This window comes from Defluviicoccus vanus (assembly GCF_014672695.1).
GTDB classification, from domain to species: domain Bacteria; phylum Pseudomonadota; class Alphaproteobacteria; order Rhodospirillales; family Defluviicoccaceae; genus Defluviicoccus; species Defluviicoccus vanus.
Window position 1 is genome coordinate 2,604,977 of sequence record NZ_CP053923.1, and the last position, 24,624, is coordinate 2,629,600.

The window sequence follows — 24,624 nt, forward strand, 5'->3', positions numbered from 1 at the left end:
TCGTCCCATTCCCTCACAACTCGCGGTCAGCGTCGATCGTGGCTACGTGGATCAGATTATCACCAAGCCTGGGCAGTCTGTCGCCGTGGGACAGCCGCTGTTGAGCATCCGCCGGCGGGCCGAACCGGCGAAGGCGGTACAGGTTACGAGTCCCTGTGCGTGCACCGTCATCAATGTGCTCACCCGCGCTGGTGATGACGTCATGGTCGGGCAGCCGCTCGTGCAACTGGCGTCTTCGAAGGCTGGAGAGCCGTTTATCGAGGCGCTGGTACCGGCCGATATCGATCTCGCCGTCGGCAGGCAGGTGCGGGTCGCCGTTGAAGGGTCGTCGACCATGGGCCGCGGGCGGATTACCGCCATTGGCAGCGACCGTCCTGCGTTCAGCCACTACGGCCTTCCCGAGGTACTTCGGCAAGACCCACGTTACCAGCTGGTCATTGTCAGCGATTTGGCGGGGCTTCGCGCGTTGCCACCCGGCGCCGCCGCGCGCCTGCGCCTGAGCGACGATGTGAGTTGGCCGGAGCGGCTGCGTGGCGAAGTGGTCAAGCTGGGCGAACAGGCACGCCAATTTCTCGATCAGCGGCACGCGGAGGGCGAGGATGCCAATGGCTGAGGGCCGCGTGCCCCGGGTGCCGGTCGCTCTTTCAACAATCGGCGACACCTTCTTGCGTTACCGATGGCGGCGAGCGGCCTCTCGTCACGGGGAAGGCGACGCATTCGGGGACGGACGTTCGGCTGACGGACGGGCGGCTAAAGGGTCGTTCCACCGCGTCCTGGCGACAATCGCATGGTCGAGGAGAGAGCCAGCAATGGTCGGTGTGCCGCTTAGTATAATGCCACATTCTGTCAGTCGTGTTTCGCCTACCGCATTCGCCGGTCGAATGACCGCGACACCGCCTGCGCCAGCACTTGCGCCTGTGGATCTCAGTATCGTTGTTTGTACCTATCGCCGCCCTGAGTTGCTCGCCGCTTGTTTGCGTTCCTGTCTCGCGCAGCAGCGGCCAACGGACATTCGTTACGAGATCATTGTCGTTGACAACGATGCTCAGCGTTCAGCGTGGCCGGTAGTCACTACGGTGGAGGCTGAGAGCCCGATCACATTGCGCTACTGTCACGAGTCGGTGGCGAACATCGCCACGGCGCGCAATCGCGGGATGCGAGAGGCTGCTGGCACCTTCATCGCGTTTATCGATGACGATTTCATCGTGCCGCCCGGCTGGTTGGCCGCAGTCCTGCGTGCATTCGCCGCCACGGGTGCCGATGTGGTGCTGGGGGACGTGCAGCCGATTTTCGAGGGTACCGTAACGCCGGATGCCGGCTTGGTGGCGGCGTTCACCCGTCACGCGCCGGAACGCCAGGGGCGGGTGACCGTGCGGGAAGATGGTTTCACGTCCGGCGCCCGCAGTGGCAATGCCATATTGCGCCGGTCCTTCTGCTTTGTCGACGATGAGCCTTGGTTCGATCCGGCGTTTGGTCGCTCGGGCGGCGAGGATGCGGAGTTTTTCCTCCGATTGNNGGGGCGTCGCCGGCCGCATATCGTCGCTAGCAGCGATGCCTATGTCTTCGATTTCGTCCCGTTGGTGCGGCAGTCGGAAGCCTATGCCGTCAGCCGTGCGGAACGCGAGGGACGAAACTATGCCCGACTGGTGTGCAAGAACGCACGTCATCCACGCTGGCGAGCGCTCGATCTGATCGGCCGTGGCATGATCCAGACCCTGGTTCTTTCCCTGCAGCTTGCGCTTGCGCCAAGGCTCACCGCCGAACGGCGGCTCGATCTGCGGATTCGCCGCGGACTAGCGCGCGGCAAGGCCTTTATCGCCGGGCGGGCGGGCGATGAACCCTATCGCTGATCGGGACATTTGGGCATCGATGGCCAACGGCGTGGTACGCTGCCATTCTTTGCTGCAGCTTGGCTGATGCGGCTGGGCCACCAGCTACGGGATCAGGCATGCGAAACCGGCGTCTGCCGCCAAATTCCGCCACCGTCACGCGCTGGCTTAGCGGCTCGCGGGGCTGACCGGTATCACCGCGATGCGGCCGCCTTCGCTGCCACATGCCAGCACCCGGCCATCACAGCTCCATGCCATGGACGTAACCGCTCCATCCCCGGGGGCAAGCGCGGGAAGGGTGCGTCCGTCGGCGAAGTGGATCAACTCGACGCAGCCGTCATCGTAGCCGGCGGCGAGAACGTCTTCCCTGGGGTGAAATGCGAGTTGTGTGACGAGCACGCCGGTTCCGTCGGTATCGGGCACTGCGCCGTGGTCGCCGCGGTGTAACGGAGCCTTGCCCATCGGCCCGTCGCTGCCGGTGAACGGCCAGCACACAACCTGCGGTGCACCGGCGCTGGCCAGCCAGCGGCCCTTCTGCGACCAGGCAAAGGCGCGTGTTTTCGCCGTATAGCCGGACATCCGCATGTGCATTTCATCGTCAATCCGCCATCCGTGCAAGGTGTGCTCCTGCATGGCGGTGATGACGAAGCGGCCGTTGGGGCTCCAGGTGGTTGCCAGGTGCGATCCCTTCCATTCCAGGCAACGAGGATTGCCGCCGTCGATGCCGAGCCACCACAGGTTGACGCCGCCGTAGTACGAGGCGGCGATCCGCCGCCCCTTGGGATCAAGTGCGAGGCCACCGATGGAACTGGGATGCGGAAACTGTCGGATGGATTCGCCGCTGCGGACATCGAAGACGATCAGGTCCTTGCCGGCGGCGGCAGCGACAAGGTGAAGCGGCGGCGACAGCAGTAGATGCTCGATCCAGCGGCCGGGCAAGCGTGCCATCTGCACACTGGCTTCAGGACCAACGTGGCGCATGAGCTGACCATCGTCACCACCAGTGATCAGCGCGGTGGCATCGGCGGCGGCGCACAGTACCGCGCCAGTGTGCGCCGCTTGCATCTCCACCTGCGGCGCCGCCGGGTCGATCCAGCCGATCCGTCCCTCGCCGTCGGCAATTGCCAGCCGCCGGCCAACCCAGACGCAGCTGACGACCACCGCGTCGATGGTGCCAATCCATCCTTGCCGTTTCGCCAGCGTTGTGGCGATGTCACCGCTCATCCGATGCAGGCCTCGAACTCGCGACGCAGCCTAGCCGCATCCAGATTACGACCGATGAACACGAGGCGACTGCGCCGTGGCTCGCCATCCGCCCAGGGGCGCTGCAGGTTGCCATCGATGATCATGTGTACGCCTTGAAAGACGAACCGTCGGTCTTCACCGGTAAATGCGAGAATACCCTTGCTGCGCAGGATGTCGCCGCCCTGCTCCGCCAGCAGCGTCTCCACCCAGGGCACGAAGCGATCGGGGTTCACCAGTTGATCCGTGCTAAGGGCGACACTGAGGATACCGTCGGTGTGTAATGCCGCAGCTGGCGGCGTCGCCTCGGCGTCATCCTCGTGATGGTGGGCATGGCCATCGTCGCCGTGTTCGTGATGATGCTCATGCTCATGCTCATGCTCATGCTCATGCTCATGACCATGGTCGTGTTCGTGTTCGTGCTCCGGATCGGCGGCGGCGGTGAGGAAGTCCGGCTCAAGTGTCAGGATGCGGTCGAGATCGAAGGCGCGCCGATCGAGGATCGCCGCCAGATCCACCTCGCAGTGGCTGGTCCGATGCAGTCGGGCATAGGGATTGATCGCCCGAACTAGCTGTTCCGCCCGGCCAAGTCCTGCTGCGTCCACCAGATCGGACTTGTTGAGAAGAACCACGTCGGCGAAGGCAATCTGTTCGGGGATCTCGCTGCTGTGCTCCAGGCCGCGAGGCAGATGGTGAGCGTCGACGATGGTGACGATGGAATCGAGCCGTGTCTTGGCGCGAACCGCGTCGTCGGTGAAAAAGGTCTGTGCGACCGGGGCAGGGCGGGCAAGTCCCGTCGTCTCTACCAGGATCGCATCGAGCCGCCGCCGGCGCTTCAATAGGCCGTCGATGATCCGGATCAGGTCGCCGCGCACGGTGCAGCAGACGCAGCCGTTGTTCATCTCGAAGATTTCTTCGTCGGCGGCGACGACGAGGTCGTTATCGATGCCAATCTCGCCGAATTCGTTGACGATGACGGCGTAGGTGCGGCCGTGTGGTTCGGAGAGAATGCGGTTGAGAAGCGTCGTTTTGCCGGCACCGAGATAGCCGGTGAGGACGGTTACGGGGATCTTGTCCAAAGTGTTACGTCTCCTGCGGCGTACGTGCGGCATTCGGTCGCGGACCAGGGGGCGGCGCGGATCAGGCTCAGGTTTTCAGCGGACAGCCGCGCGGCCAGCATGATGCCAAGGCGTCGCGCCGACCACCAGCGGTTAACGCATCGCCGCGACGCCGGGCGGCGAACGCCCGGACCACTCCTGGTGTCGTCGATAGTATCCTCTTCACCGGTTTTCTCGTCGCCTGGCGTCCTGGCGATGGTCTCGCGCCAACGCTCGGCAGGGTGAAAACGGCAAGCTGGGTCAATTCGCCGGATCGACCGCCGCTGCCTCGCCTGGTCGCTCGCCGGTCTTCTCTGCCACCAGTGCGGCCATCATGAACGCATCGAGATCGCCGTCGAGCACTCCTTGCGTGTTCGATGTCTCGATGCCGGTGCGCAGGTCCTTGACCATCTGGTACGGGTGCAGGACGTAGGAGCAGATCTGGTGCCCCCAGCCGATCTCCGATTTCGCCTGGTGTTCGGCGTGCACCGCCTCCTCGCGCTTGCGCAGTTCGAGCTCGTAGAGGCGTGCGCGCAGCATCTGCATCGCCATCGCCCGGTTGCGGTGCTGCGAACGGTCGGTCTGGCACTGGACGACGACGCCGGTGGGCAAGTGGGTGATCCGTACTGCGCTATCGGTGCGGTTGACGTGCTGGCCGCCGGCACCGGATGCGCGGTAGGTGTCGATGCGCAGATCCTTGTCCAGCACCTCCACCTCAATGGAGTCGTCGATCACCGGATAGGCACCCACCGAAGCAAAGCTGGTGTGGCGCCGGGCGCTGCTGTCAAAGGGCGAGATGCGCACCAGCCGGTGGACGCCGCACTCGGTCTTCATCCAGCCGAAGGCGTCGGTACCGAGGATACGCATGGTCGCTGATTTGATGCCGGCTTCTTCGCCCGGACTCTCTTCGATCCATTCGACTTTGAAGCGTCGCCGCTCTGCCCAGCGGGTGTACATCCGCGCCAGCATTTCGGCCCAGTCCTGCGCCTCGGTGCCGCCGGCGCCGGCATGCACCTCCACATAGCAGTCGTTGCCGTCCGCTTCGCCGGAGAGAAACGCCTCAAGCTCCGCTCGCGCCGCCGCCTTTTGCATGTCGGCGAGCGCCGCCTCGGCCTCGGCGACCACGCCGACGTCGCCCTCTGCCTCCCCCAACTCGACCAGTTCGATGGTGTCGGTTAGCTCGCGCAGCAGGTCATCGATTCGGTCGAGCCGACTCTGGACGCGGGTCCGTTCGCGCATCACCGCCTGGGCGCGCACCTGATCGTTCCACAAGGCCGGGTCTTCTGCCGCGACGTTCAGTTCGTTCAGTCGTGCCGTGGCCGCATCGTAGTCNNAAAGATGCCTCCGCAACCGGTCAATGGAGCGGCTGATCTGCTGAGCGAGGGCCTCGGTTTCGGCGCGCATTCTCAATTCACTCCCATTCCGTCGCGGTTACGAGGATGTAACGAGCGTCGCCCGTGGGAGCAAGCCGGGACAAGGGCGTGTGAGCTGCCGTGATGGGCGCCCGCATCAATAGAGGCCGCCGGTCCCGGTAATGGGCCCCGCGGTATATTGTGACGGCTTGCGCGGCGCACTGCCTGCGGCCACTGTATCTGGGGTGGTTCCCGGCTTGAACGCTTCGAGGATGGCATTGGGATTGCCGGAGTTGGTCGGCTTGCCGGACTTGGCGTCGACGCGGACAAGCCGTGCCTCGGCGGGAACGCGGAAGGGGGTAGGCGGGGTACCCTCCAGCGCTTTTTCGATGAAGGCGCGGAAGATCGGCGCCGCAATCGTGCCGCCGGCGGCGTGGTCGCCCAGCGAACGCGGCTCGTCGTAGCCGATGAAGACGCCGGCCACCAGGTCGGGCGTGAAGCCGATGAACCAGACGTCGCGGGCCTCGTTGCTGGTGCCGGTCTTGCCGGCGAGAGGGCGATCGATGCCGGCCATGGCCTTTTGCGCTGTCCCACGCTCGACGACGCCCTGCAGCAGCGAAACCACCTGATAGGCACTGGCTTCGTCAGTGACTTGCGGCCGGTCGTCGATGACCTCCGGGATGACTGCACCTCCGTCGCCGCCAAGACAACCGACGCAGATGCGCGGGTCGTAGCGGTAGACGATGCGGCCATAACGGTCCTGGATCCGGTCGATCACTGTGGGCACGATCTGATGACCGCCGTTGACGAGCATGCCGTAGGCTGCGGTGAGCCTCATCAGCGTCGTTTCGCCGGCACCGAGGGCATAGGCGAGGTAGGGGGNCATGTTATCGGTGACGCCGAGACGTTTTGCCGCGTCGACGACCCGATCCATGCCGATCTCGTCGGCGAGGCGGACGGCGACAACGTTGCGCGACTGTTCGAGGCCAACGCGGAGCGTGGTCGGCCCGTAGTATTTGTTGGAGTAGTTGCCGGGCGTCCAGGGGCGCATCCCCGGCCCCTGGTCAGCGACGAAGGGGGCGTCGTTAATGATCGACGACGGCGTGTAGCCCTGTTCAAAGGCGGCAAGATAGACGATGGGCTTGAAGGTCGAACCCGGCTGCCGCATCGCCTGAGTGGCGCGATTGAACTGGCTCAGCTTAAAGGAGTAGCCGCCAGTCATCGCCAGGACGCGGCCGGTGTGCGGGTCGAGCGCTAGCAGTGCGCCTTCGACCATCGGCGGTTGGTGGACGGCGTAGGTGTCGGCGCCGATGGGGTCGACGCCAATAACATCGCCCACCGCCACCGTGCCGCCGTGGTAGCTGGTGGCGGGGCGCATCCAGCGGGTCTGCGCCGCCGGGACCGTTCCTTGAGTGCCGTCGGCAAAGCCGATCCTGAGGCCGGCATCCGTCCGCTGCAGCACGGCGGCCAGCCGCAGCCGCTCGTAGCCTCCCGGCGTTTCGATCGCCGCCAGTTGGGCTTGCCAGTCGGCAGGCGGTGTTCCCTTTTTCGCGCCGCTACCCGTGAGTTCGGCAATCGGCCCCCGCCAGCCGTGCGGGCGGTCGAGACGTTCGAGCGCATTGTGCAGCACCGAGTCGGCGATAGACTGCAGCCGCGCATCGAGGGTGGAATGAACGGTCAGGCCGCCTTTGTAGAGGGCGTTCTCGCCGTAGCGTTTGGCGATGTCGCGGCGCACTTCCTCGCCGAAGTAATCAGCCTGGACGAGGCCGGCGGCCTGCCGTGGCTGGGTGACGAGTGGCGTTTGCCGCGCTACTTCCGCCTCCTCGGCGGTGATCCGGCCGTCTTCCTGCATCCGGCCGATAACCCAATCGCGTCGCGCCTTCGCCATCGCCGGCTGGCGAACCGGATCGTAGGTGCTGGGCGCTTTCGGCAGGCCGGCGAGGAAAGCCGCTTCGGCGATGGTCAGTTCGTCGAGGTTCTTGTTGAAGTAGTTGAGCGCGGCCGCGGCGACGCCGTAGGCACCGCCACCCAGATAAATCTCGTTCAGGTAGAGTTCGAGGATATGATCCTTGCTGAAGGCGCGTTCGATGCGGAAGGCCAGGATAGCTTCCTTGACCTTGCGCTGCAGTGTCATGTCGTTGCCGACGAGAAAGTTTTTCGCCACCTGCTGGGTTATCGTCGACGCACCGATCGGTCGCCGGTCCGATCCCAGGTTGTTCAAGTTGGTGAGCGCCGCGCGCACGACGCCGGAGATGTCGATGCCAGGGTGGGAGTAGAAGGTCTTGTCCTCGGCGGAGATGAAGGCATCGATCACCCGACGCGGAATGGTATCGATCGGCAGAAAAATTCGCTTCTCGGTGGCATACTCTGCCAGCAGACCGCCGTCGCCGGTGTAGACCCGGGTTGCCACTGGTGGCTCATAGCGCGCCAGCTGCGTATGGTCAGGCAGATCCTGCTGCAGCGTGTGCACAAAAATCACGCTGCCGGCGATGCCGACGATGACGACAACCGCGAGAGCGGCGAAGAGCGACGAAATAAAACGCAACACTTGTCCCAGTCCCAGAAAGCGTCGATGCGGTTCGCGCTTATTGATACAGGGATAAGGTTAACCGATTTGCTACCAGTCTGTACATGCCATTGCGGAACCGCCACCGATGGTGGCGGCGGTCGCGCCAGTGCATCACACGCTTGTTATCACTGCTCCGCTAGCTAACGGCTGTTCGCCATCTCGACACGGGCGAAGTAGGCATCGATGCCGCGCGCCAGCGCGCGCACCAGTTTGCGTCGGCCGTCGGCGGAGGCGAGCGTGGTGGCGTCCTCCTTGTTGGAAATAAAGCCGAGTTCGACGAGGATAGAGGGAACATCCGGCGCCTTTAGCACGGCGAAGCCGGCGAAACGGTGCGGGCGGACCAGCAGCGGCCCGTCGCGCCCTACCCGATCGACCACCAGCGAGGCGAGACGGGAGGAACTGTTCATCGTCTCCCGCTGCGCCAGATCGATGAGAATGTTCGTCACTTCGGGCGTTGCCCCGCGAAGGTCGAGATGGCTAATCACATCGGCCTTGTTTTCCGACTCTGCCAGCGCAGCCGCCTCGGCATCAGAGGCGTTTTCCGAGAGGGTGTAGACTGAGAGACCACGAATGGAGGGATTGTCCAGCTTGTTGGCGTGGATTGAAACCATCACGTCCGCTCCGGCCTTACGTGCGATGGCGATCCGGTCACGCAGCGCAATGAAGGTATCGCGGTTGCGGGTCAGGATTACCCGATAACCGCCGATTGCCTCCAGTTCGCGCCGCAGCTCACGCGCGGTCGCTAGGGTTATCGCCTTCTCCATCAGCCCCGATGGGGTCATCGCCCCAGGATCGTGGCCGCCGTGGCCGGGATCAAGCGCCACCACCTTGCGCACCGGCAGCAGGCTGTCGCTGCGCACTTCGCCCGGTGGACGGCGCGGCGGCGGCGCTGTCCAGCCGGTGGCCGCATACCGCCCGGTGGTCGTAGGGGGAATGACCGCTGCCAGACCGGAGTCGCTGCGGGACTTGGCTGACCGCAGGCTGACGGTCAGGATATGACTGCGGCCCTGCTGCGTCGGGCGCAGCTGCGTCGCGGCGACGGTGACCGGCTCGGTGCATTCGATCACTAGGCGGGAGGACCCGGCACTGGGTCGCCCGGTACGAACGGTGCCGATCAGGCCGGTATCGCGCGGCAGGTTGCGCGACGTCAGTTGCATCTCGGGCAGGTCGATGACAATCCGATCCGGGTTGGCCAGGGCAAAGACATGGTAGGTCACCGGCTCACTGAGCGTCAGCGACAAGGTGGAGAGAGGCCCATTGGCTTGGGCGTTCAATGCCGTCAGACGCGGCGTGCTGGCAAGGAGCGGCCCGGGAAGCAGTGCCGCCATGAGTAGCACGGCCAGAAGAAGCATGCGGGCGCGGCATGCGAAGCCCCGCGGGGCGATTCGCCAAAGGGGCCTTGCCATTGACGGACGGTGAGGGCGTTCGGGTGAATTTGTCGGCGCTACGACAAAGCGTCGCGCGATAGCCAGCAACTGGGAGGCGAGCATCGTTGACCCCGTAAGCCGACACACGAAGTGCCTGGAGGACGGCAAATTCATGACACGCCATCGCAGGATTACGCTGGAGACCTCGGATTTTCAACAGGTTTCGCCGTATCGCAACGGTAGGACAGGCGAACTTTGTGTTTGTTCTCGAACGCGCGTGGCCTTATTGTATCAGATGTGGGATGCTTGGGGGCAAGTGTATTCCCGAATGCAGATCTGGATGCGACGCTCGCGGTAAAGATGACCTGATGAAGGCGCGCTCGCGGTAGCCACCAGGAACGCAATGCAGCTGGAAGAAGCCAAATTTTGATCATGCCGATGCAAGCAGCGCGTTTTGACCGTCAACCGCTCCTCTCGTGTGGAGCGGCTGGCGAGTTGGGCGCAAGCGCCTTCGGCATTCTGTTGCCACGCCGCCGTTGGTCGGGTCGCACGCGACCGGGGCCGAGTGCGGCGCCATGGAGTTCTATGTATGCCATCGAAGCGAATGTTAATCGACGCCGCGCATCCCGAGGAGACCCGGGTCGTGGTGATCGACGGGGCGCGCCTTGAAGAGTTTGACGTCGAGGTAGCTTCTCGGAAACAACTAAAAGGCAATATCTACCTTGCGAAAATTACCCGCGTAGAGCCGTCGCTGCAGGCGGCCTTCGTCGACTATGGCGGAAACCGCCATGGTTTTCTCGCCTTCAACGAAATTCACCCTGACTACTATCAAATTCCGGTCGCCGATCGCGAACGGCTGCTGGCCGAAGAGGCCGCGCTGGCGCGCGAGGCAGAAAGCCGTGCCGCGGCTGAGGAGGCTGAGGACGGCGAGGCCATCGACGATGACGACGACATGGAGCGACGGCACCTACGCTTGCCGTCGCGTCACTACAAAATCCAAGAGGTGATCAAGCGTCGTCAGATCATGCTGGTGCAGGTGGCGAAGGAAGAGCGCGGCAACAAGGGCGCCGCACTCACCACCTATCTGTCGCTGGCTGGCCGCTATTGCGTGTTGATGCCGAACACGGCGCGCGGCGGCGGCATCTCGCGCAAGATCACAGTCACCACCGATCGCAAGCGGCTGAAGAAAATCCTTACCGATCTGGAGGTGCCGGAGGGGATGGCGGTCATCGTCCGCACCGCCGGCTCCGGTCGCAGCAAGGCCGAAATCAAGCGCGACTACGAATACCTGATGCGATTGTGGAGCAGCATCCGCGAAACCACGCTAGGATCGACAGCGCCCGCCCTCGTCTACGAGGAAGGCAGCCTGATCAAGCGATCGATCCGCGATCACTACGAGCGCGACATCGAAGAGATCATCATCCAGGGCGAGCCGGAGTACAAGATCGCCCGCGAATTCATGAAGCTGTTCATTCCGAGCCACGCCAAGCGGGTCAAGCTTTACGAGGAGCCGGAAGGCGGGCTGTACCAAGCGTACAACGTGGAAGACCAGCTGGACGCCATGCACCAGCCGGTCGTCCAGCTGCGCTCGGGTGGGTATCTGGTGATCAATCCCACCGAAGCGCTGGTGACGATCGACGTCAACTCCGGCCGCTCCACCCGCGAACGGCATATCGAGGAGACGGCGCTTCGGACCAACCTGGAGGCTTCGGACGAGATTGGCCGCCAATTGCGGCTGCGCGATCTGGCCGGGCTGATCGTCATCGACTTCATCGACATGGAGGTCCCGCGCAATCAGGCGCTGGTGGAGCGGCGGCTGAAGGACGCGATGAAGGGCGATCGGGCCCGCACCCAGATCGGCCGCATCAGTCCCTTCGGTCTGCTCGAACTGTCCCGCCAACGGATGCGTCCGAGCCTGCTCGAAACCAGCTTCGAGGTTTGCCCGCATTGCCGCGGCGCGGGGGTGCGCCGCACCACCGAGTCAACGGCGCTCGCCGTGCTGCGCAAGATCGAAGAAGAAGGGAGCCGGCATCGCGCCGCCGAGATCAGCGTGGCGATGGCGTCGGCGGTGGCGAATTATCTGCTCAATATCAAGCGTCGTTCGCTGGTGGCCATCGAGGACCGCTACGATTTGATCGTCGCCGTCACCGCCGATGACTCGCTGATCCCGCCCGATTGCCGCATCGAACGCCTTCGCGGCATCGAAGCGCGCGTTGAAGAGGTGGCCGCTGCCGCGGTGGTCGAGGAGGTCGCCGCTGTTGCGGCGGTCGAGGACGAGGCAGAGACGCAGGCAGAGCAGGAGGACAGCGCCAAGCGAGGACGCCGTCGTCGCGGTCGTCGACGTCGGCGCCCGGAGGACGAAGCAGCGGCGATGGAGGCGCTGCCGGTTGCCGATGCTGGCTACGATCCGGCCTTGGAGTTCGTCGACGAGGACATGGAAGACGACGAAGAGGAACTCGACGATGCGGGCGAGGCGGACGGCGAGAGCGAAGCCGAAGCCGGCGCCGGCGCGACGGCCGAACCGGCGAAGAAGCGCCGGCGGCGCGGCAAGCGCGGCGGTCGTCGGCGGTCGCGCCGCAGCGATGATCGGGAGATCACCGGCGACATGGCCGCGTCAGCGCCCGTCGAGCAGCCGGAGGATGACGCCGACATCGCTGCCAATACCTTTACGGTCGACGACGAGCCAGAGGACTTTGTTGACGACGACGAAGTCCGCCCGTCGGACGGGTTGCTCACCGAAGACGCAGCCGACGTGGTTGCGGCGCAAGACGATGTTGGCGACGATGGCACTGACAACGATAGCGAGCCATCAATCGCCGCGGTGCTGAGCGAGGAGAGGGCGGCGGAGAAGAGCGATACGCCGGCGGACGGCGCTGCTGCAGCCCCTGCTAAGCGGCCGCGGACACGGCGGCGGACGCCGCGTCCGCGCAAAACGGCGGAGAGCGAACCACCAGCAGAACCGCAGATGGATTTGCCGCCAGTAGATCCATTGCCGGTGGCACCGATCGTGGAAGAGCCGCAAACGGCCGCGTTCACCTTTCTCGATAGCGTGGTCAATCCACCCCTGACCGGGTTCGTTCCGGACTATCGCGATCGGGCGGTCATCGGTGAAACCTTCGTGGCGAGCGATCCACTACCGCCGTTGGAGCCGATGCCCGAAGCTGTCAGCATGGACGACGGTGGCTTCCCTGCCGCCGGCGAAGCGGATGCAGATGCGCCGCGTGCCGACTCTGCCTGGACCGCTGCTGAGCCTATCGTCATTGAGCCAATGGCGGCCGAAGCGATCGCAATCGAAGCCGTCACCGCCGAGGCGAGCGATGCCCCGGCACCGGCAAGTGATGCCCCCGAGATCGACGCCCCGGAGATGGCCGCTGCTATCGATGCGGACGTCACGACTGCCGTTGCGAGCGATGTCGCCGATCTTGCGGGCGAGACGGTAGCCGATGCGGCGTCAATGCCGCTGACACCGCCAGCTGTCGACGTTGTCGACGACGCGACCCCGCCATGGCGATGCAACTTGAAGCGGACTTTGCGCCGGCGGAGCCGGAGTTCATCCAGCCAGCGCGCCGTCGTTTGACGGGGAGCCGTTTGTGGCCGTGCCGGTGGAAGACGCGCCGCCGCCGGTTTTCGCCTTGCCGGGCGACTTACCTGCGGAGCCTGCCGAGGCCGCCATGGTTGGCGAGGATCGCGGGCAGGCAGAGGGCGAAATGCTCGAACGAGAGTCCGAGCCGTCGCCAGCGACGGAAGATCTGCGCCGTACCGAGGTTATCCACGTCGGCGAGGATGACGACGACGAGCAGCACAAGGCCCGTCGTGGTTGGTGGACACGGTTCCTGACCTAGCAGGACAAGGACTGAGCGCTAAGATGATGACGTCGCGGGCGGCCTGGTGCCGCCCGTGGTGCCACGCCACGCCGCTAGACGGGCGATGGCGTCTTCGATTTCGCTGGTGGCGCCGGCGTAGGACAGACGCAGCCAGCAATGGCCGTTGACCGGATCGAAGTCCACCCCCGGGGTGGTGGCGACACCCGCCTCGGCGAGCAGGCGCTGGCTGAAGCGCAAGCTATCGTTGGTATCAGCGCTCACGTCCACGTAGGTGTAGAAGGCCCCGTCGGCAGGGGCAAAGCGTGGCCAACCGAGCTCAGGCAGGGTCGCTGCCAGTAGCGCCCGATTGCGTGCGTAGCGGGTGACGTTGCGCTGCAACTCCTCTTCACAGTCGAAGGCAACGATCGCCGCGTGTTGCGACAGGCTGGGCGGTGAGATGTAGAAGTTCTGCGCCAGGCATTCGATCCGCCGCGTCATCGCCTCAGGGACGACGAGCCAGCCGATCCGCCAGCCGGTCATGGAAAAATACTTCGAAAAGCTGTTGACGACGATGGCATCGTCGGTGGCGGCCAGGGCGCTGCAGGCCGGCGCATCGTAGGTGATGCCGTGGTAGATCTCGTCCGAGATCAATGTGATATCCCGCTCGGCACAGATCGCCGCCAGATTGGCGAGGGCCTCGCTGCCGAGCACGGTACCGGTGGGATTGGCCGGGCTGGCGACGATGAGCCCCTGCGGGGGCACCTCCGCGGTGACCATCGCCGCCGTCGGCTGAAAGCGCGTCGCCGCTTCGACCACGATCGGCGCGGTGACGATGCCAAAGGCGCTGGCGATGTGACGGTAGGCAGGATAGCCGGGGATAGCCATTGCCAGGCGATCGCCGGCATCGAAGGCGGCAAGGAAGGCGAGGACGAAGCCGGCAGAGGACCCGGTGGTGACGACGATGCGTCGCCAGTCGATGCTCAGGTCATAACGTTCGCCGTAATGGCGGGCGATCCGTTGCCGCAAAGCAGGCAGGCCGAGCGCATCGGTATAGCCGAGGCGATCACGCAGCAATGCCAGGCGTGCCGCCTCGATCACCGGCGGTGGCGCGGAAGTGGAGGGTTGGCCCACTTCCAGATGCACCACAGGGTCACCGGCGGCGGCACGCGCGTCGGCGGCGCGCATCACGTCCATGACGATGAACGGCGGAATGGCGCTGCGGCCGGACAGTCTCACCATCGGCTACCGCGAGGAGCGCTCACCGCGTGGTCAACGCCACGCCGAAGCCGCGCTTATCGGTCGCCGGAACACAGAGGTCCGGACGGTCCGGCACGCCGCTCGGACAGAAGATGGCATTGACCTGACCAAGCAACCGCGTCGGCACCGGCACGTGGCCGGCCTGCTGCAGCGCGGCCGTATCGGCGCCATTCATCGATTCTTCTACCAGTACACGCTCGGTTTCCGGCAAGGCAACGAGACGGGGATAGGCCATTGCTTCGGCAAGGGGCTGATCAGCCAGCAGCGTGCGCGCGGCCACGTTCATCAGCGCCTGCGGCGCAGCGACGCCGCCGGCGGCGGTGGAAGCGTAATAGAAGTAGCGCGTCTTATCGTCGGTGGCGATCATCGGTGCCAGCATCGCTGAACCGCGTCCTCCCGTCCCCGGATCGGCGGCGAGGACAATGCCGGTGCCGGGGGCAATCCGGCCGGTTCCGAACAGGTTGTTCATCGTCACCGTACAGGCCACGGCGTTGCCGCCGCCATCAACGGCAATCAGTCCGGCGCCGGCGGGTGTTTCCAGGCGCGGACTGACAGTGCTGCTTGTTGGGGCGGTTCGCCGTCGGGGCGAGTAGTCGGTAAACAGGCCGGCGATGTGCGGCGCGTTGACCAGAGCCTGCTTGTCGCCCGTAGCGACAGTCTCTCCTCTGTCGGCGGCGGCGAAGGCGCGAATGGCAGCTTCAGCGAGCATATGCACGCGCTCTGCCGGGGACGCGTCGGCGAAACGGTCGTCACCTGCAAGGATGGCCCACATCTGCCCTTCGATGCCGCCGGCGAGCGGCGGGACCGATGGGAAATAGGCTTTACGGTCGTTGGCGGTGACAACGATCGGGGCGTTCCAGCTGGGGAGCATGGCCGCGAGATCGGCACGGTCGAGCGAACCGCCGGCGCGTAACGTCGCGGCGACCAATTGGCCCGCAGACTGTCCGGTGTAGAACTCGCTCGGCGTCTCGGTGCGCAGGCGGGCGATGGTCGTCGCCAGATCGAGTTGGACCACGGTATCGCCGTCGCCAACCAGGCCATTGCCGTCGGCCCGGCCGAAGATGCGCCGGAACTCCGGATCACCGGCGAGGGCCGGAGCCATCGGTGCCAGGTCACGGTCAAGCTGGCGCGACACCGGGGTGCCGAACCGGGCGAGGTTTTCTGCCGGTGCCAGCAGTTCCGACCAGCGCATCCGGCCGAAGCGCGCGTGCAGGGCGAAGAAGCCGCGTGGATTGCCGGGCACAGCGCTGGGGCGGTCTGCCGTCGGCGGAACTGTCCCCGGCGAACGCGGAAGGAAGTCGAGTGTCTCCACCTTTTTGTCGGCAGCAGAAAAGACGAGACAGAGGCCGCCACCACCCAGGCTGGCGTTCGCCGGCGCAGTTACCGCCATGGTAAAATACATGGCGACCGCCGCATCGGCGGCGGTACCTCCCGTAGATATGATATCGCGGCCGATGAGAGCCGCTTGCGGATCGTCAGCCGCCGTCGCACCATACTGCGCCGACTGGACACTGCCCGTCCCCCTCGGCAGGCGGGGCCCGCTACTGCAGCCAACCACACAGGCGAGCCCGATCGCCACTGCCGTAATCGCAACCTTCGATTGACGTGGGCGGTTTCGGTTACTAGCTAAGCCCAGCGGTCGTTGTGGGTATTCTCCGGTGCCGGTGCTGTTCAAATCCGTTCTCGCTCTTGTTCTGACGCTGGTGCTGTGTCTGCCGGCCCGCGCCCAGAGCCAATCCATTTCGCTCATTCGCGACACGGAAATCGAGACGACGATCCGAGCCTATGCGACGCCGGTGTTTCTCGCTGCCGGGCTCGATCCGTCCTCAGTCCGGATCTACCTTGTCAATGACAGGCAGATCAATGCCTTCGTTGCCGGCGGGCAGAATCTGTTCATCAATACTGGGTTGTTGGTGCAAAGCGAGAACGCCGGGCAGGTGATCGGGGTGATCGCGCATGAAACCGGTCATATTGCCGGCGGCCATCTGATTCGGGTGCAGGAAGCGCAGAAGCGCGGGACGGCGGAAAGCATCCTTGCCTTCGTGCTCGGCACCGCGGCAGCAGCGGCCGGCCGGCCGGACGTGGGTGCGGCGGTGATGTCCGGCGGCCAGAACATCGCCCTGCGCAATTATCTGCAGTATTCACGGACGCAGGAAGGGTCTGCCGATGCGGCGGCGATGAAATTCCTCGACGAGACGCATCAGTCAGCGCAGGGACTGCTCGACTTCATGCAAATCCTGTCGAATCAGGAGCTGTTGGCGCCCGCACGTCAGGACCCTTACCTGCGCACTCATCCGCTCAGCCAAGATCGTATCGAGGCGCTGGCCGATTTCGTCGCCAAATCGCCTTATAGCAAGGTCCCGGTCAGCCCGGCGCTGGAACGGCAGCACCAGCGCATGGTCGCTAAGCTGCGCGCGTTTCTCGACGAGCCGGGAATGACCATGCGGCGCTATCCGGAGAGTGACCAGAGTGATGAAGCGCTTTATGCCCGTGCCATCGCCGCCCATCGCGCTGCCGACTCGAAGAAGTCGATTGTGCTGATTGATCAGTTGCTGGCGCATCATCCCGATGATCCGTACTACTATGAACTGAAGGGACAGGTTCTGTTCGAGAGTGGCCACCCGCTGGAGGCCGTGGGTCCCTACACCACCGCCGTTCGCTTGCTGCCGGACGCGCCGCTGCTACGCCTTGACCTTGCTCGCTGCCAACTTGCGACCAACGATCCGAAGATGCTGCCATCGGCGATCGAGAATTTGCAGGTGTCCCTTGCGATAGAACCAAACCGGCCGTTTGTCTGGCGGCAGCTGGCGATCGCTACCGGCCGCAATGGCCAGGAAGCGGAGAGTTCGCTGGCGCTGGCAGAAGAGGCGATGCTGCTGAACAAGCCGGCAGAAGCGAAATTCCACGCCGGGCAGGCGGAACACCTGCTGCCGACGGGGTCGCCAAATTGGCTAAAAGCACAAGATATTATTGCCGCCGTCGATCAGGCGCGCGAAGAGTGACGCTCACTCGGTTCGCAAGCATCTGGAACGGCAGCGCACCCTCTGTTTAACCCCTATAGCCATCATATTGAACGAAAGGTCGCAACCGTGCGCATGAAATGGGCTTTCTGGATACTATCAGCGGTTGTCGTCGCCTCCACCGTCACCCCAGCGACCGCGCAGGATCCGAGTGATGCCGAGCGGCGGCGGATCGAGGCGATTGTCAAAGACTACCTGACCGCCAATCCCGAGGTGATCGTCGACGCGTTGCGTGGATATGAAGCCAAGCGTCAGGCCTCCGCCGAGAAGGATGCGCAGGCCGCTATCGTTGCCAATCGCGCCGCCCTGGAAAACGACTCGACGTCGCCCTCGGTGGGCAATCCGAAGGCCGATGTAACCGTCGTCGAATTCTTCGACTACCATTGCGGCTATTGCAAGAAGGTGCTGCCGTCGCTGCAGGAGGTACTGAAAGGGGATCCGAAGGTTCGCACCGTATTTATGGACCTGCCAATTCTCGGCCCTGGCTCGCAACAGGCGGCGCTGGCCGGTCAGGCGGTTTGGACGCTGGCTCCGGCGAAGTTCTTCGACTTCCATGTGGCGTTGATGCAAACCCGCGGGGCGCTGGACGAAACCGTCATCATGGACACGGCGAAGAGTGTCGGCATTGATCCGGCGAAGCTGAAGACGGCGATGGCCAATCCGGCGCTGAAAGCGAAGATCGACGCCAACATGGAACTGGCGCAGAAACTGAATATCAACGGTACGCCGGCGTTTATCGTTGGTGAACAGTTGATGCCAGGCGCCGTCGATGCCGACACCTTGAAGCAGGCCATCGCCGACGCGCGCAAACAATAGCGCCATCGCCGGCAAGCGATCAGGGGCGTTTCGGGAGGTTCGCTTCGAACAACGTGCGGAAAGCCGCGAGTTCATCGGCGTTCAGGTCGGAGACGGCGATGTAGCTCACGCCGCCGGCCTGCCAGCCGAGCAGGTTGTAGCCCTGGCGTTTCGCCGCAGGTTNGCTCCAAGGGAAGGCGGACCCGGTTTCGCGTGCGGCAAAGACACTGATTACGTGTTGCCGCCTCCGGTAAACGAGCGCCGCCACCATCTGCTGACTGACGTAATCCAGCCGTCCCCNCTCCAGCGCAAATCCCTCAGCGCCCAAGTCGGGCGCCGCCGGGGCGAAATCGAGGCGGCCGGCGAACCACGGCCGTACCGAATNGCGATCGTCCGACGCGATCCGGGCCGGTTGCTCGTCGAGGAGCAGACGAACGTGCGCCGTCAGCACGTCTGCCAGCGGGTCGGTGATGTCCTTGCCGCCGCCGCTCGGGCCGGCAAGGATGAACGCGGTGATCGCGGCTGCGGCCGTTGCCGATAGCAGGGGAGCGATCGCTATCGCTACACGTTTGCCGGCACGTGCCCGCCGCATGCGGCTTTGTTCGCGCAAGCCCGCTCGCACGCGCGCCTCGAAACCCTCCGGCAACCTTGGCTGCGGCGCGGCACGGATTCGGTGAGAAAGGTCTGCAAGTTCTTCGTGAACGCGGCGGCAGCGGGGGCATGCGTCTAAATGACGGATGACGGCATCCTGCCGTTCGATCGGCAATTCGCCGTCGACAAATTCGCTCAAGGATCGCAACACCGCATCGCAGGTCATTCTCGTTTCCCGCTGGTTTCAGGGTCCGCCAGCATCGCCCGAAGCTGTTCNGCGGGCGCGATGCAGCCGTGACATCACCGTGCCCACCGGCACGCTCACCACGGCGGCGATCTCCTGATAGGAAAGCTCTTCCACCTCGCGCAGCAGGATCGCCTCGCGATAGGCGGCCGGCAACTCGGCGAGGGCGCTTTGCACCCGCTCGAATTCACCGCGCTGGGCTGCGATGTATTCCGGCGATGGCTCGCCGCTGACAGCGAACGCACCGTGGAGACCGGCGTCGAAGGGGATGACATTGGCATGCTTGGCGCGCGTCCGTAGCGCTTGCCGCGCTTCATTGCGGACGATGGCAAGCAGCCATGCCCGCTCGCTGTCGCCGCGATATTGCTTGAAGGCGGCGTGCGCACGCAAGAACGCCTCTTGGACGACGTCGGCGGCATCGTCGCTGTTACCCAATATCGCGCGGGCCAATCGATATGCCGCCGGCATCCATGGCAGCATCAGCCGTTCGAATTCCTGCAGACGGCGATGTTCCCACCACATGCCCGATCCAACCTCGCAGCGACCTCGCAGCCGTGCTGACCCTGACGATCGCTTCTCAAGGAGATGACGCTCGACCGTAGAATATTCCGCAGAATATTCCGGTCGGTGCGGAATAATGGCGGGATGCCAGCCATCTTTGTCCTCGACCCGGCCACTGGCTCGGGTTTGTCCCCTTCTCAAGGAGGCTTCAAGGATGTCTGCACCTGTCCAGCTTCGCCGTAGATGGTCGGTCGTGCCGCTGGCGGCAACCGCCCTCGCGATGTTCGCAGCCGCTGCCGCACCAGCCATCGCGCAGCCGGCTAAGGAATATCAGAAGGCCGCACCTGCCGCTGCCGGAGCGGGCCCAGTCGGTGGTCGGCGACAGGGACGTGTTCATCGCTACGGTCCACCTCGACGGCAATGCCAACATCAAGGGTGATGGCATGCACCCCACTGAACCGTTTCCGACCGATGCGTTACCGCCCGGTGGCGGGCTGCTGCTGACGTCGCCGGGGAGGATGGTGCGTGGCATGTCCGCACCTTCGTCTTTGAGCCGCGACAGGTGGTGGTCTTTCAGGGGGCACCAGTGACGCTCCACTTCACCGGCATCCAGGGGCCGTCCTATCGGATTCAGGTCGACGGCCACAGCGAGATCATCGAGTTGAAGCGTGGCGAGGTGAAAACCGTTACCCTTGCCGCCGATACCCCCGGTGTCATCGGCTTTCGGTCACTTGATCACCTGCCATCGATGCAGGGTAGCGTCGTCGTCTTGCCGCACCCTTAAGCCAACGAACGAAATCGGTAGCGAACCGGAGTGGGTCGCCCGGTGGAAGGCCGGACGGGCACGCGTTCGCTCGCAACGCGTCCACGTTCTACACCGTCACCGGGCGAGTCCGCACCGAGCGCAAGGCCGGCGCGCCAGCGATAGCCTTTGTCGTCCTTACTCCTTCACCTCCGGCGTCGTTCGCATCTGCGTCGCCCTGCCCGCCTGAATGGCGGCGATGTCGCGGGCGACCTTGGCCACACTCTCCCGGTCGGTCAGGATGGTGTAATCGAGGTCGAAGGATTGTGACTTCCCTGCCGCCAGCTTCGGCACCCGCCCGAACGTCCGCTCGATTACCCGCGGGTAGGCAAAGCCGGTTCCCGGTTCGAGACCGGTGACGTAGCCCTCGCGCAGCGTGTCGGTGTTCTTCCACAAGGTGAAATAGGGCAGCGCGGCGACGCCATAGGTCAGCCGGATGCCTCGGTCAGCCGCCTTGTTGCGCAGCATCACCGTCGTCGAGCCGTTGGCATCGACGAAGGGGATGACGTTGTAGACCTGCTCGCCAAAGTTCTTGGTCGGTCCCAGGTAGGTGGTCCAGGTGTCGAGGCCTTTTGCCGCGTCGTCGTTGAAGGGAGTGACCTGCTTGACCGGGGCGACGAATTCGGATCCCGCCTCCAACAGCGGCGGACCGAAGTTGCCGTGATAGAGCACCTGGTATTCGCGGTCGTAATCGCTTTGGTTGGTCAGCGTATCGCTGATGCGCAGGCTTTCGCTGCCGGGTTCGGTCGACACCTCGGTCCAGGCCTCGTAGTCGGCGAACTTGAACACCTTCTCGTCGACGCGGCCGCGGATATGAATGCGGCGCGGCGCGGCATCGTCGACCACCACCACCACCTTCGACGCCGGGGTGTTGCCGACGCGGCCATGCAGGGTGAGGAGCTTGCCGTCGTCCATGCCCGGATGGCCGGCCCACTCGTAGCCGCAGCGTACCAGCCACTCGTTGAAGCCATCGAGCCAGCCGAGGCCGGCGCGGCTGTCGAGGGTGATGAACGCCGGATTGACGATCTCTTTCACCGGCGAGTTCCAGCCGAGGGTGACATCGCCGCTGGTGACCCGCTCGATGTTCATCCCCCGCGTCGGTACCACGGTGAACGACAGCCGGCCGTTGTCGACATCGATCACTTGGACGCCTTCCTGTTTGCCGCCATCGAGCATACGCGAGTGCACACTGAACGCGGGGCCGGCGGCGATGCCCAGATCGCGGCTGGTGATTGACCACTCGGTCTCGCGCTTGCCGGCCTCGGCATCGACGAGAACGAATTCCTTCGCCACCGCGGCACTGGAAAGGAGGCCGAAGCCGACACTCAGCAATGCTGAAAGGATCGGGTGCATGCTGCCCTCCTACCGCGCTTGCGGTGTGGTCGATGAAAGTGCCGCCACCGGTTTCGGCTCGTTAAGCGGCCGTTTGACGATGAGCAGGGCTGCGGTGGTCACCAGAGTGCCGGCGACGATGGCGATGGCGTAGCCGCCGAGGTGGCTCACTGCGTTGGGGATGGCGAGGACGAACACGCCGCCGTGGGGTGCTCGTAGACCACAGCCAAAGTACATCGACAGCGCCCCTGCCACCGCCGAGCCGGCAACCATCGACGGGATGACGCGTAGCGGGTCCTTCGCCGCGAAGGGAATGGCACCCTCGGTGATGAAGGAGAGGCCGAGAACGCCGGCGGCCTTGCCGGCCTCCCGTTCGGCTTGGGTGAAGCGGCTGCGGCCGATGAGGGTGGCGATACAAATACCGAGCGGCGGCGTCATCCCGGCGGCCATGACCGCAGCCATCGGCGTGAAGGTGTCACTGGTCAGGAGACCAACGGAAAAGGCATAGGCCGCCTTGTTCACTGGACCGCCCATGTCGATGGCCATCATCCCGCCGAGGAGCAGGCCGAGCAGCACGGCGTTGGTCGTCCCCATCCCTTGGAGGAAGCGGGTCAGGCCGTCCATGATCGCGTGCACCGGACCGCCGACGACGTAGACCATTAGCAGGCCGACGACGAGGGTGGAGAGCAGCGGGATGACCAGTACCGGCTTCAGTCCCTCGAAATTCGCGCCGGNCAGGCGGACGTAGTCCCGCACCGCCTTGGCCACGTATCCGGCGAGGAAACCGGAGACGATACCGCCAAGAAAGCCGGCCTGCAGGTTGACCGCAAGCATGCCACCGATCAGCCCTGGTGCCAGGCCCGGCCGGTCGGCGATCGAGTAGGCGATGAACCCGGACAGCACCGGGATCATGATGGCGAAGGCGGCACCGCCGCCGATTTGCATCAGCGCCGCCGCCAGGGTGCCTGGCTCCTTGAACGCCTCGATGCCGAAGATGAACGACAGCGCGATCGTCAGTCCGCCGGCGACAACGATCGGCAACATGTAGGAGACGCCGGTGAGAAGGTGTTTGTACGGCCCGGCCGCCTTTTCCTGTGCTCTTGGCTTCGCGGCCTCCTTCACATGCGCAGCGGGCGCTGCCGTCGCCGGCATGGTGAGCGCACTGTCGATGACGCCTGCCGCCTGTTTCACCGCCGATCCCACCGACGTCTGGTGCAGCGGTTTGCCGGCAAAACGGCCGAGATCCACGTGGGTGTCGGCGGCGATGATCACCACGTCGGCCTGGGCGATGTCTTCGTCGCTGAGCTGGTTCTTCGCCCCGACCGAGCCTTGCGTTTCCACCTTGATCGTATGTCCGGCCAATGCCGCCGCCTTCTTCAGCGCCTCCGCGGCCATGAAGGTGTGGGCAATGCCGGTGGGACACGCGGTAATGGCGACGATCCGCTTGCCGGCCGGTTCGGCGGTCGCTGCCGGTTCGGCGGGCCGGGCGGTGGCCGGCGGCGCTGCGGACAGGGTGACGATCCCCGCTGCGGCGAGCGCCGACGCCAACACCGCGTTGGTTTCGCGAATGGTGCGGCTGGTGGAGACCTCGAACGTTGGCAGGCTGCCAAACCGGTCGCGTTCCACATGGATATCGGCAGCGAGGATGACCACGTCAGCGGCGGCTATGTCCTCGTCGCTCAGCGTGTCGGTGGTGCCTTCGGCGCCCTGGCACTCGATCTTCACCGTGTGGCCGGCGATGCGGCCAACGTTGCGCAAGGCCTCTGCGGCCATTAGAGAATGGGCGATGCCGGTCGGGCACGCGGTAACGCCGATAATGTTCGCCATTTTACTGTTTCCTCCGCCTCAAGCCGCAATGAGTCGCGTCGTGACCTGGTAGGTGAATGCCTCGATCACGTCGCGCGGCGGCAGTCGTGGTCCGATTTCGCCGAGGGCACCGAGCGAGAAGGCGGTGGCGAGGCGTGCGCACTCCTCAACACCCAGGTGTTGCAGGGTTGAATGGATAATTCCGGCGACCATCGCGTCACCGGCACCGACGGTGCTCTTGATCGATACCGGCGCCGCCGCTGCGTGAACCGCCGCATCGGCGGACACAAAGATTGCACCGCGGCTGCCCATGGAGACGACGACCAAGTGGATCCCTCGCTGCCTGAGGGCGCGCGCCGCGGTGACGATCGCCGTCTCGTCCTCGAGATGATGGCCAACCAGTTCTGCGAGTTCGTCGATGTTGGGCTTGATGACGTCGGGAGCGGCTTCGATCGCCTGGGCAAAGGCCTCGCCACTGGTATCGAGGACGACGCTGCGGCCACGTGCCTTCAGCCGCGTCACGAACTCACGGTAGATCGACGGACTGGCGCCTGCCGGCAAGCTGCCGGACAGCACGAAGATTTCCCCTCCCTCGTCGCTCAACGTATCGATCGCCGCGGACACGGCACCCAGGTCTTCGCCGTGGGTGGTGATTCCGGGAAAATTGATATCGGTCACCCGATGGCCCACCTCGTCGACGACCTTGACGTTCACCCGGGTATGGCCGGGGACGCGAACGAACCGATCGATCAGCCCCTTTTCGGCGAACAGGCGAACGAACAGCTCTTGGTTGGCCGCCCCAAGGAGGCCGGTCACCGCAACCGGATGGCCGAAATCGGCCAGAAACGAGGCGACGTTCACTCCCTTGCCACCGGCATCCGATTGCTCCCAGGCGACGCGGTTGACCTCGCCGGCGGTAAAGTTGGGGATGCTCGCGGTCTGATCGATCGAAGGGTTGAGCGTCACCGTGACGATGCTTGCTCCAGCGCTCATGCTCTTTATCCTTGTTCCATCATC

Annotated in this window: 19 protein-coding genes; 7 read left to right on the forward strand and 12 right to left on the reverse strand. The window is 64.6% G+C overall.

Going from position 1 to position 24,624, the window contains the following annotated elements; translation table 11 throughout:
* Positions 1 to 85 precede the first annotated feature (85 nt).
* Positions 86 to 613, forward strand: coding sequence for an HlyD family secretion protein (locus HQ394_RS11790; protein WP_190260411.1), 528 nt, complete (start codon positions 86 to 88; stop codon positions 611 to 613).
* Positions 614 to 881: 268 nt separating this feature from the next.
* Positions 882 to 1,850 (forward strand): glycosyltransferase family 2 protein, encoded by a 969-nt coding sequence (locus HQ394_RS11795; RefSeq protein ID WP_190260412.1) that lies wholly within the window; start codon positions 882 to 884, stop codon positions 1,848 to 1,850.
* A 147-nt stretch (positions 1,851 to 1,997) separates the two neighbouring features.
* Here the strand turns inward: HQ394_RS11795 and HQ394_RS11800 are convergent, their stop codons facing one another.
* The 5 genes from HQ394_RS11800 to HQ394_RS11820 form a co-directional block, all read right to left on the reverse strand.
* Positions 1,998 to 3,053 carry a WD40 repeat domain-containing protein gene (locus HQ394_RS11800; protein WP_190260413.1) on the reverse strand — a complete coding sequence of 352 codons (1,056 nt, stop codon included), beginning with the start codon at positions 3,051 to 3,053 and terminating at the stop codon, positions 1,998 to 2,000.
* Positions 3,050 to 4,150: a CobW family GTP-binding protein gene (locus HQ394_RS11805; RefSeq protein ID WP_223291542.1), complete on the reverse strand. Its 1,101-nt coding sequence runs from the start codon at positions 4,148 to 4,150 to the stop codon at positions 3,050 to 3,052. Before HQ394_RS11805 ends, HQ394_RS11800 begins: the two co-directional genes overlap by 4 nt.
* Before the next feature lie 279 nt (positions 4,151 to 4,429).
* Positions 4,430 to 5,572, reverse strand: a complete 1,143-nt coding sequence (prfB, locus tag HQ394_RS11810; RefSeq protein WP_190260415.1) for a peptide chain release factor 2 — start codon at positions 5,570 to 5,572, stop codon at positions 4,430 to 4,432.
* 105 nt (positions 5,573 to 5,677) lie between these two features.
* Positions 5,678 to 8,068, reverse strand: a complete 2,391-nt coding sequence (locus HQ394_RS11815) for a penicillin-binding protein 1A (protein WP_190260416.1) — start codon at positions 8,066 to 8,068, stop codon at positions 5,678 to 5,680.
* Between the two features lie 161 nt (positions 8,069 to 8,229).
* Positions 8,230 to 9,441 (reverse strand): N-acetylmuramoyl-L-alanine amidase, encoded by a 1,212-nt coding sequence (locus HQ394_RS11820; RefSeq protein WP_190260417.1) that lies wholly within the window; start codon positions 9,439 to 9,441, stop codon positions 8,230 to 8,232.
* Between the two features lie 619 nt (positions 9,442 to 10,060).
* On the opposite strand from HQ394_RS11820, the gene HQ394_RS11825 reads away from it, so the two are divergent.
* Both HQ394_RS11825 and HQ394_RS11830 read left to right on the forward strand, forming a co-directional pair.
* Positions 10,061 to 13,033, forward strand: coding sequence for an Rne/Rng family ribonuclease (locus HQ394_RS11825; protein ID WP_190260418.1), 2,973 nt, complete (start codon positions 10,061 to 10,063; stop codon positions 13,031 to 13,033).
* A 13-nt stretch (positions 13,034 to 13,046) separates the two neighbouring features.
* The gene (locus HQ394_RS11830; RefSeq protein ID WP_190260419.1) at positions 13,047 to 13,298 is read left to right on the forward strand and encodes a hypothetical protein; all 252 of its coding nucleotides are present in this window, start codon (positions 13,047 to 13,049) and stop codon (positions 13,296 to 13,298) included.
* An 18-nt stretch (positions 13,299 to 13,316) separates the two neighbouring features.
* Here HQ394_RS11830 and HQ394_RS11835 read toward each other — a convergent pair whose 3' ends face one another.
* Both HQ394_RS11835 and HQ394_RS11840 read right to left on the reverse strand, forming a co-directional pair.
* The gene (locus tag HQ394_RS11835; RefSeq protein WP_190260420.1) at positions 13,317 to 14,498 is read right to left on the reverse strand and encodes a pyridoxal phosphate-dependent aminotransferase; all 1,182 of its coding nucleotides are present in this window, start codon (positions 14,496 to 14,498) and stop codon (positions 13,317 to 13,319) included.
* A 19-nt stretch (positions 14,499 to 14,517) separates the two neighbouring features.
* Positions 14,518 to 16,095, reverse strand: coding sequence for a gamma-glutamyltransferase (locus tag HQ394_RS11840; protein WP_190260421.1), 1,578 nt, complete (start codon positions 16,093 to 16,095; stop codon positions 14,518 to 14,520).
* 79 nt (positions 16,096 to 16,174) lie between these two features.
* On the opposite strand from HQ394_RS11840, the gene HQ394_RS11845 reads away from it, so the two are divergent.
* Both HQ394_RS11845 and HQ394_RS11850 read left to right on the forward strand, forming a co-directional pair.
* Entirely contained in the window at positions 16,175 to 17,518 is a 1,344-nt protein-coding gene (locus HQ394_RS11845; protein ID WP_223291543.1) for a M48 family metalloprotease, read from the forward strand.
* Positions 17,519 to 17,611: 93 nt separating this feature from the next.
* Positions 17,612 to 18,352: a DsbA family protein gene (locus HQ394_RS11850; RefSeq protein WP_190260422.1), complete on the forward strand. Its 741-nt coding sequence runs from the start codon at positions 17,612 to 17,614 to the stop codon at positions 18,350 to 18,352.
* A gap of 19 nt (positions 18,353 to 18,371) precedes the next feature.
* On the opposite strand, the gene HQ394_RS21560 is transcribed toward HQ394_RS11850, so the two are convergent.
* Both HQ394_RS21560 and HQ394_RS21565 read right to left on the reverse strand, forming a co-directional pair.
* A complete protein-coding gene (locus tag HQ394_RS21560; RefSeq protein WP_190260423.1) occupies positions 18,372 to 19,148 on the reverse strand; it encodes an anti-sigma factor family protein in 777 nt (258 codons plus the stop codon).
* Positions 19,149 to 19,166: 18 nt separating this feature from the next.
* A complete protein-coding gene (locus tag HQ394_RS21565) occupies positions 19,167 to 19,976 on the reverse strand; it encodes a sigma-70 family RNA polymerase sigma factor (RefSeq protein ID WP_456151419.1) in 810 nt (269 codons plus the stop codon).
* A gap of 253 nt (positions 19,977 to 20,229) precedes the next feature.
* On the opposite strand from HQ394_RS21565, the gene HQ394_RS11865 reads away from it, so the two are divergent.
* On the forward strand, positions 20,230 to 20,451 hold the full coding sequence (locus HQ394_RS11865; RefSeq protein WP_190260425.1) for a hypothetical protein: 222 nt from the start codon (positions 20,230 to 20,232) through the stop codon (positions 20,449 to 20,451).
* 156 nt (positions 20,452 to 20,607) lie between these two features.
* Here the strand turns inward: HQ394_RS11865 and HQ394_RS11870 are convergent, their stop codons facing one another.
* From HQ394_RS11870 to pfkB, 3 genes are all read right to left on the reverse strand, one after another.
* Positions 20,608 to 21,822, reverse strand: coding sequence for an aldose 1-epimerase family protein (locus HQ394_RS11870; RefSeq protein ID WP_190260426.1), 1,215 nt, complete (start codon positions 21,820 to 21,822; stop codon positions 20,608 to 20,610).
* A 9-nt stretch (positions 21,823 to 21,831) separates the two neighbouring features.
* Positions 21,832 to 23,628, reverse strand: coding sequence for a PTS fructose-like transporter subunit IIB (locus tag HQ394_RS11875; protein WP_190260427.1), 1,797 nt, complete (start codon positions 23,626 to 23,628; stop codon positions 21,832 to 21,834).
* Positions 23,629 to 23,646: 18 nt separating this feature from the next.
* The gene (pfkB, locus tag HQ394_RS11880) at positions 23,647 to 24,600 is read right to left on the reverse strand and encodes a 1-phosphofructokinase (protein ID WP_190260428.1); all 954 of its coding nucleotides are present in this window, start codon (positions 24,598 to 24,600) and stop codon (positions 23,647 to 23,649) included.
* Between the last annotated feature and the right edge of the window lie 24 nt (positions 24,601 to 24,624).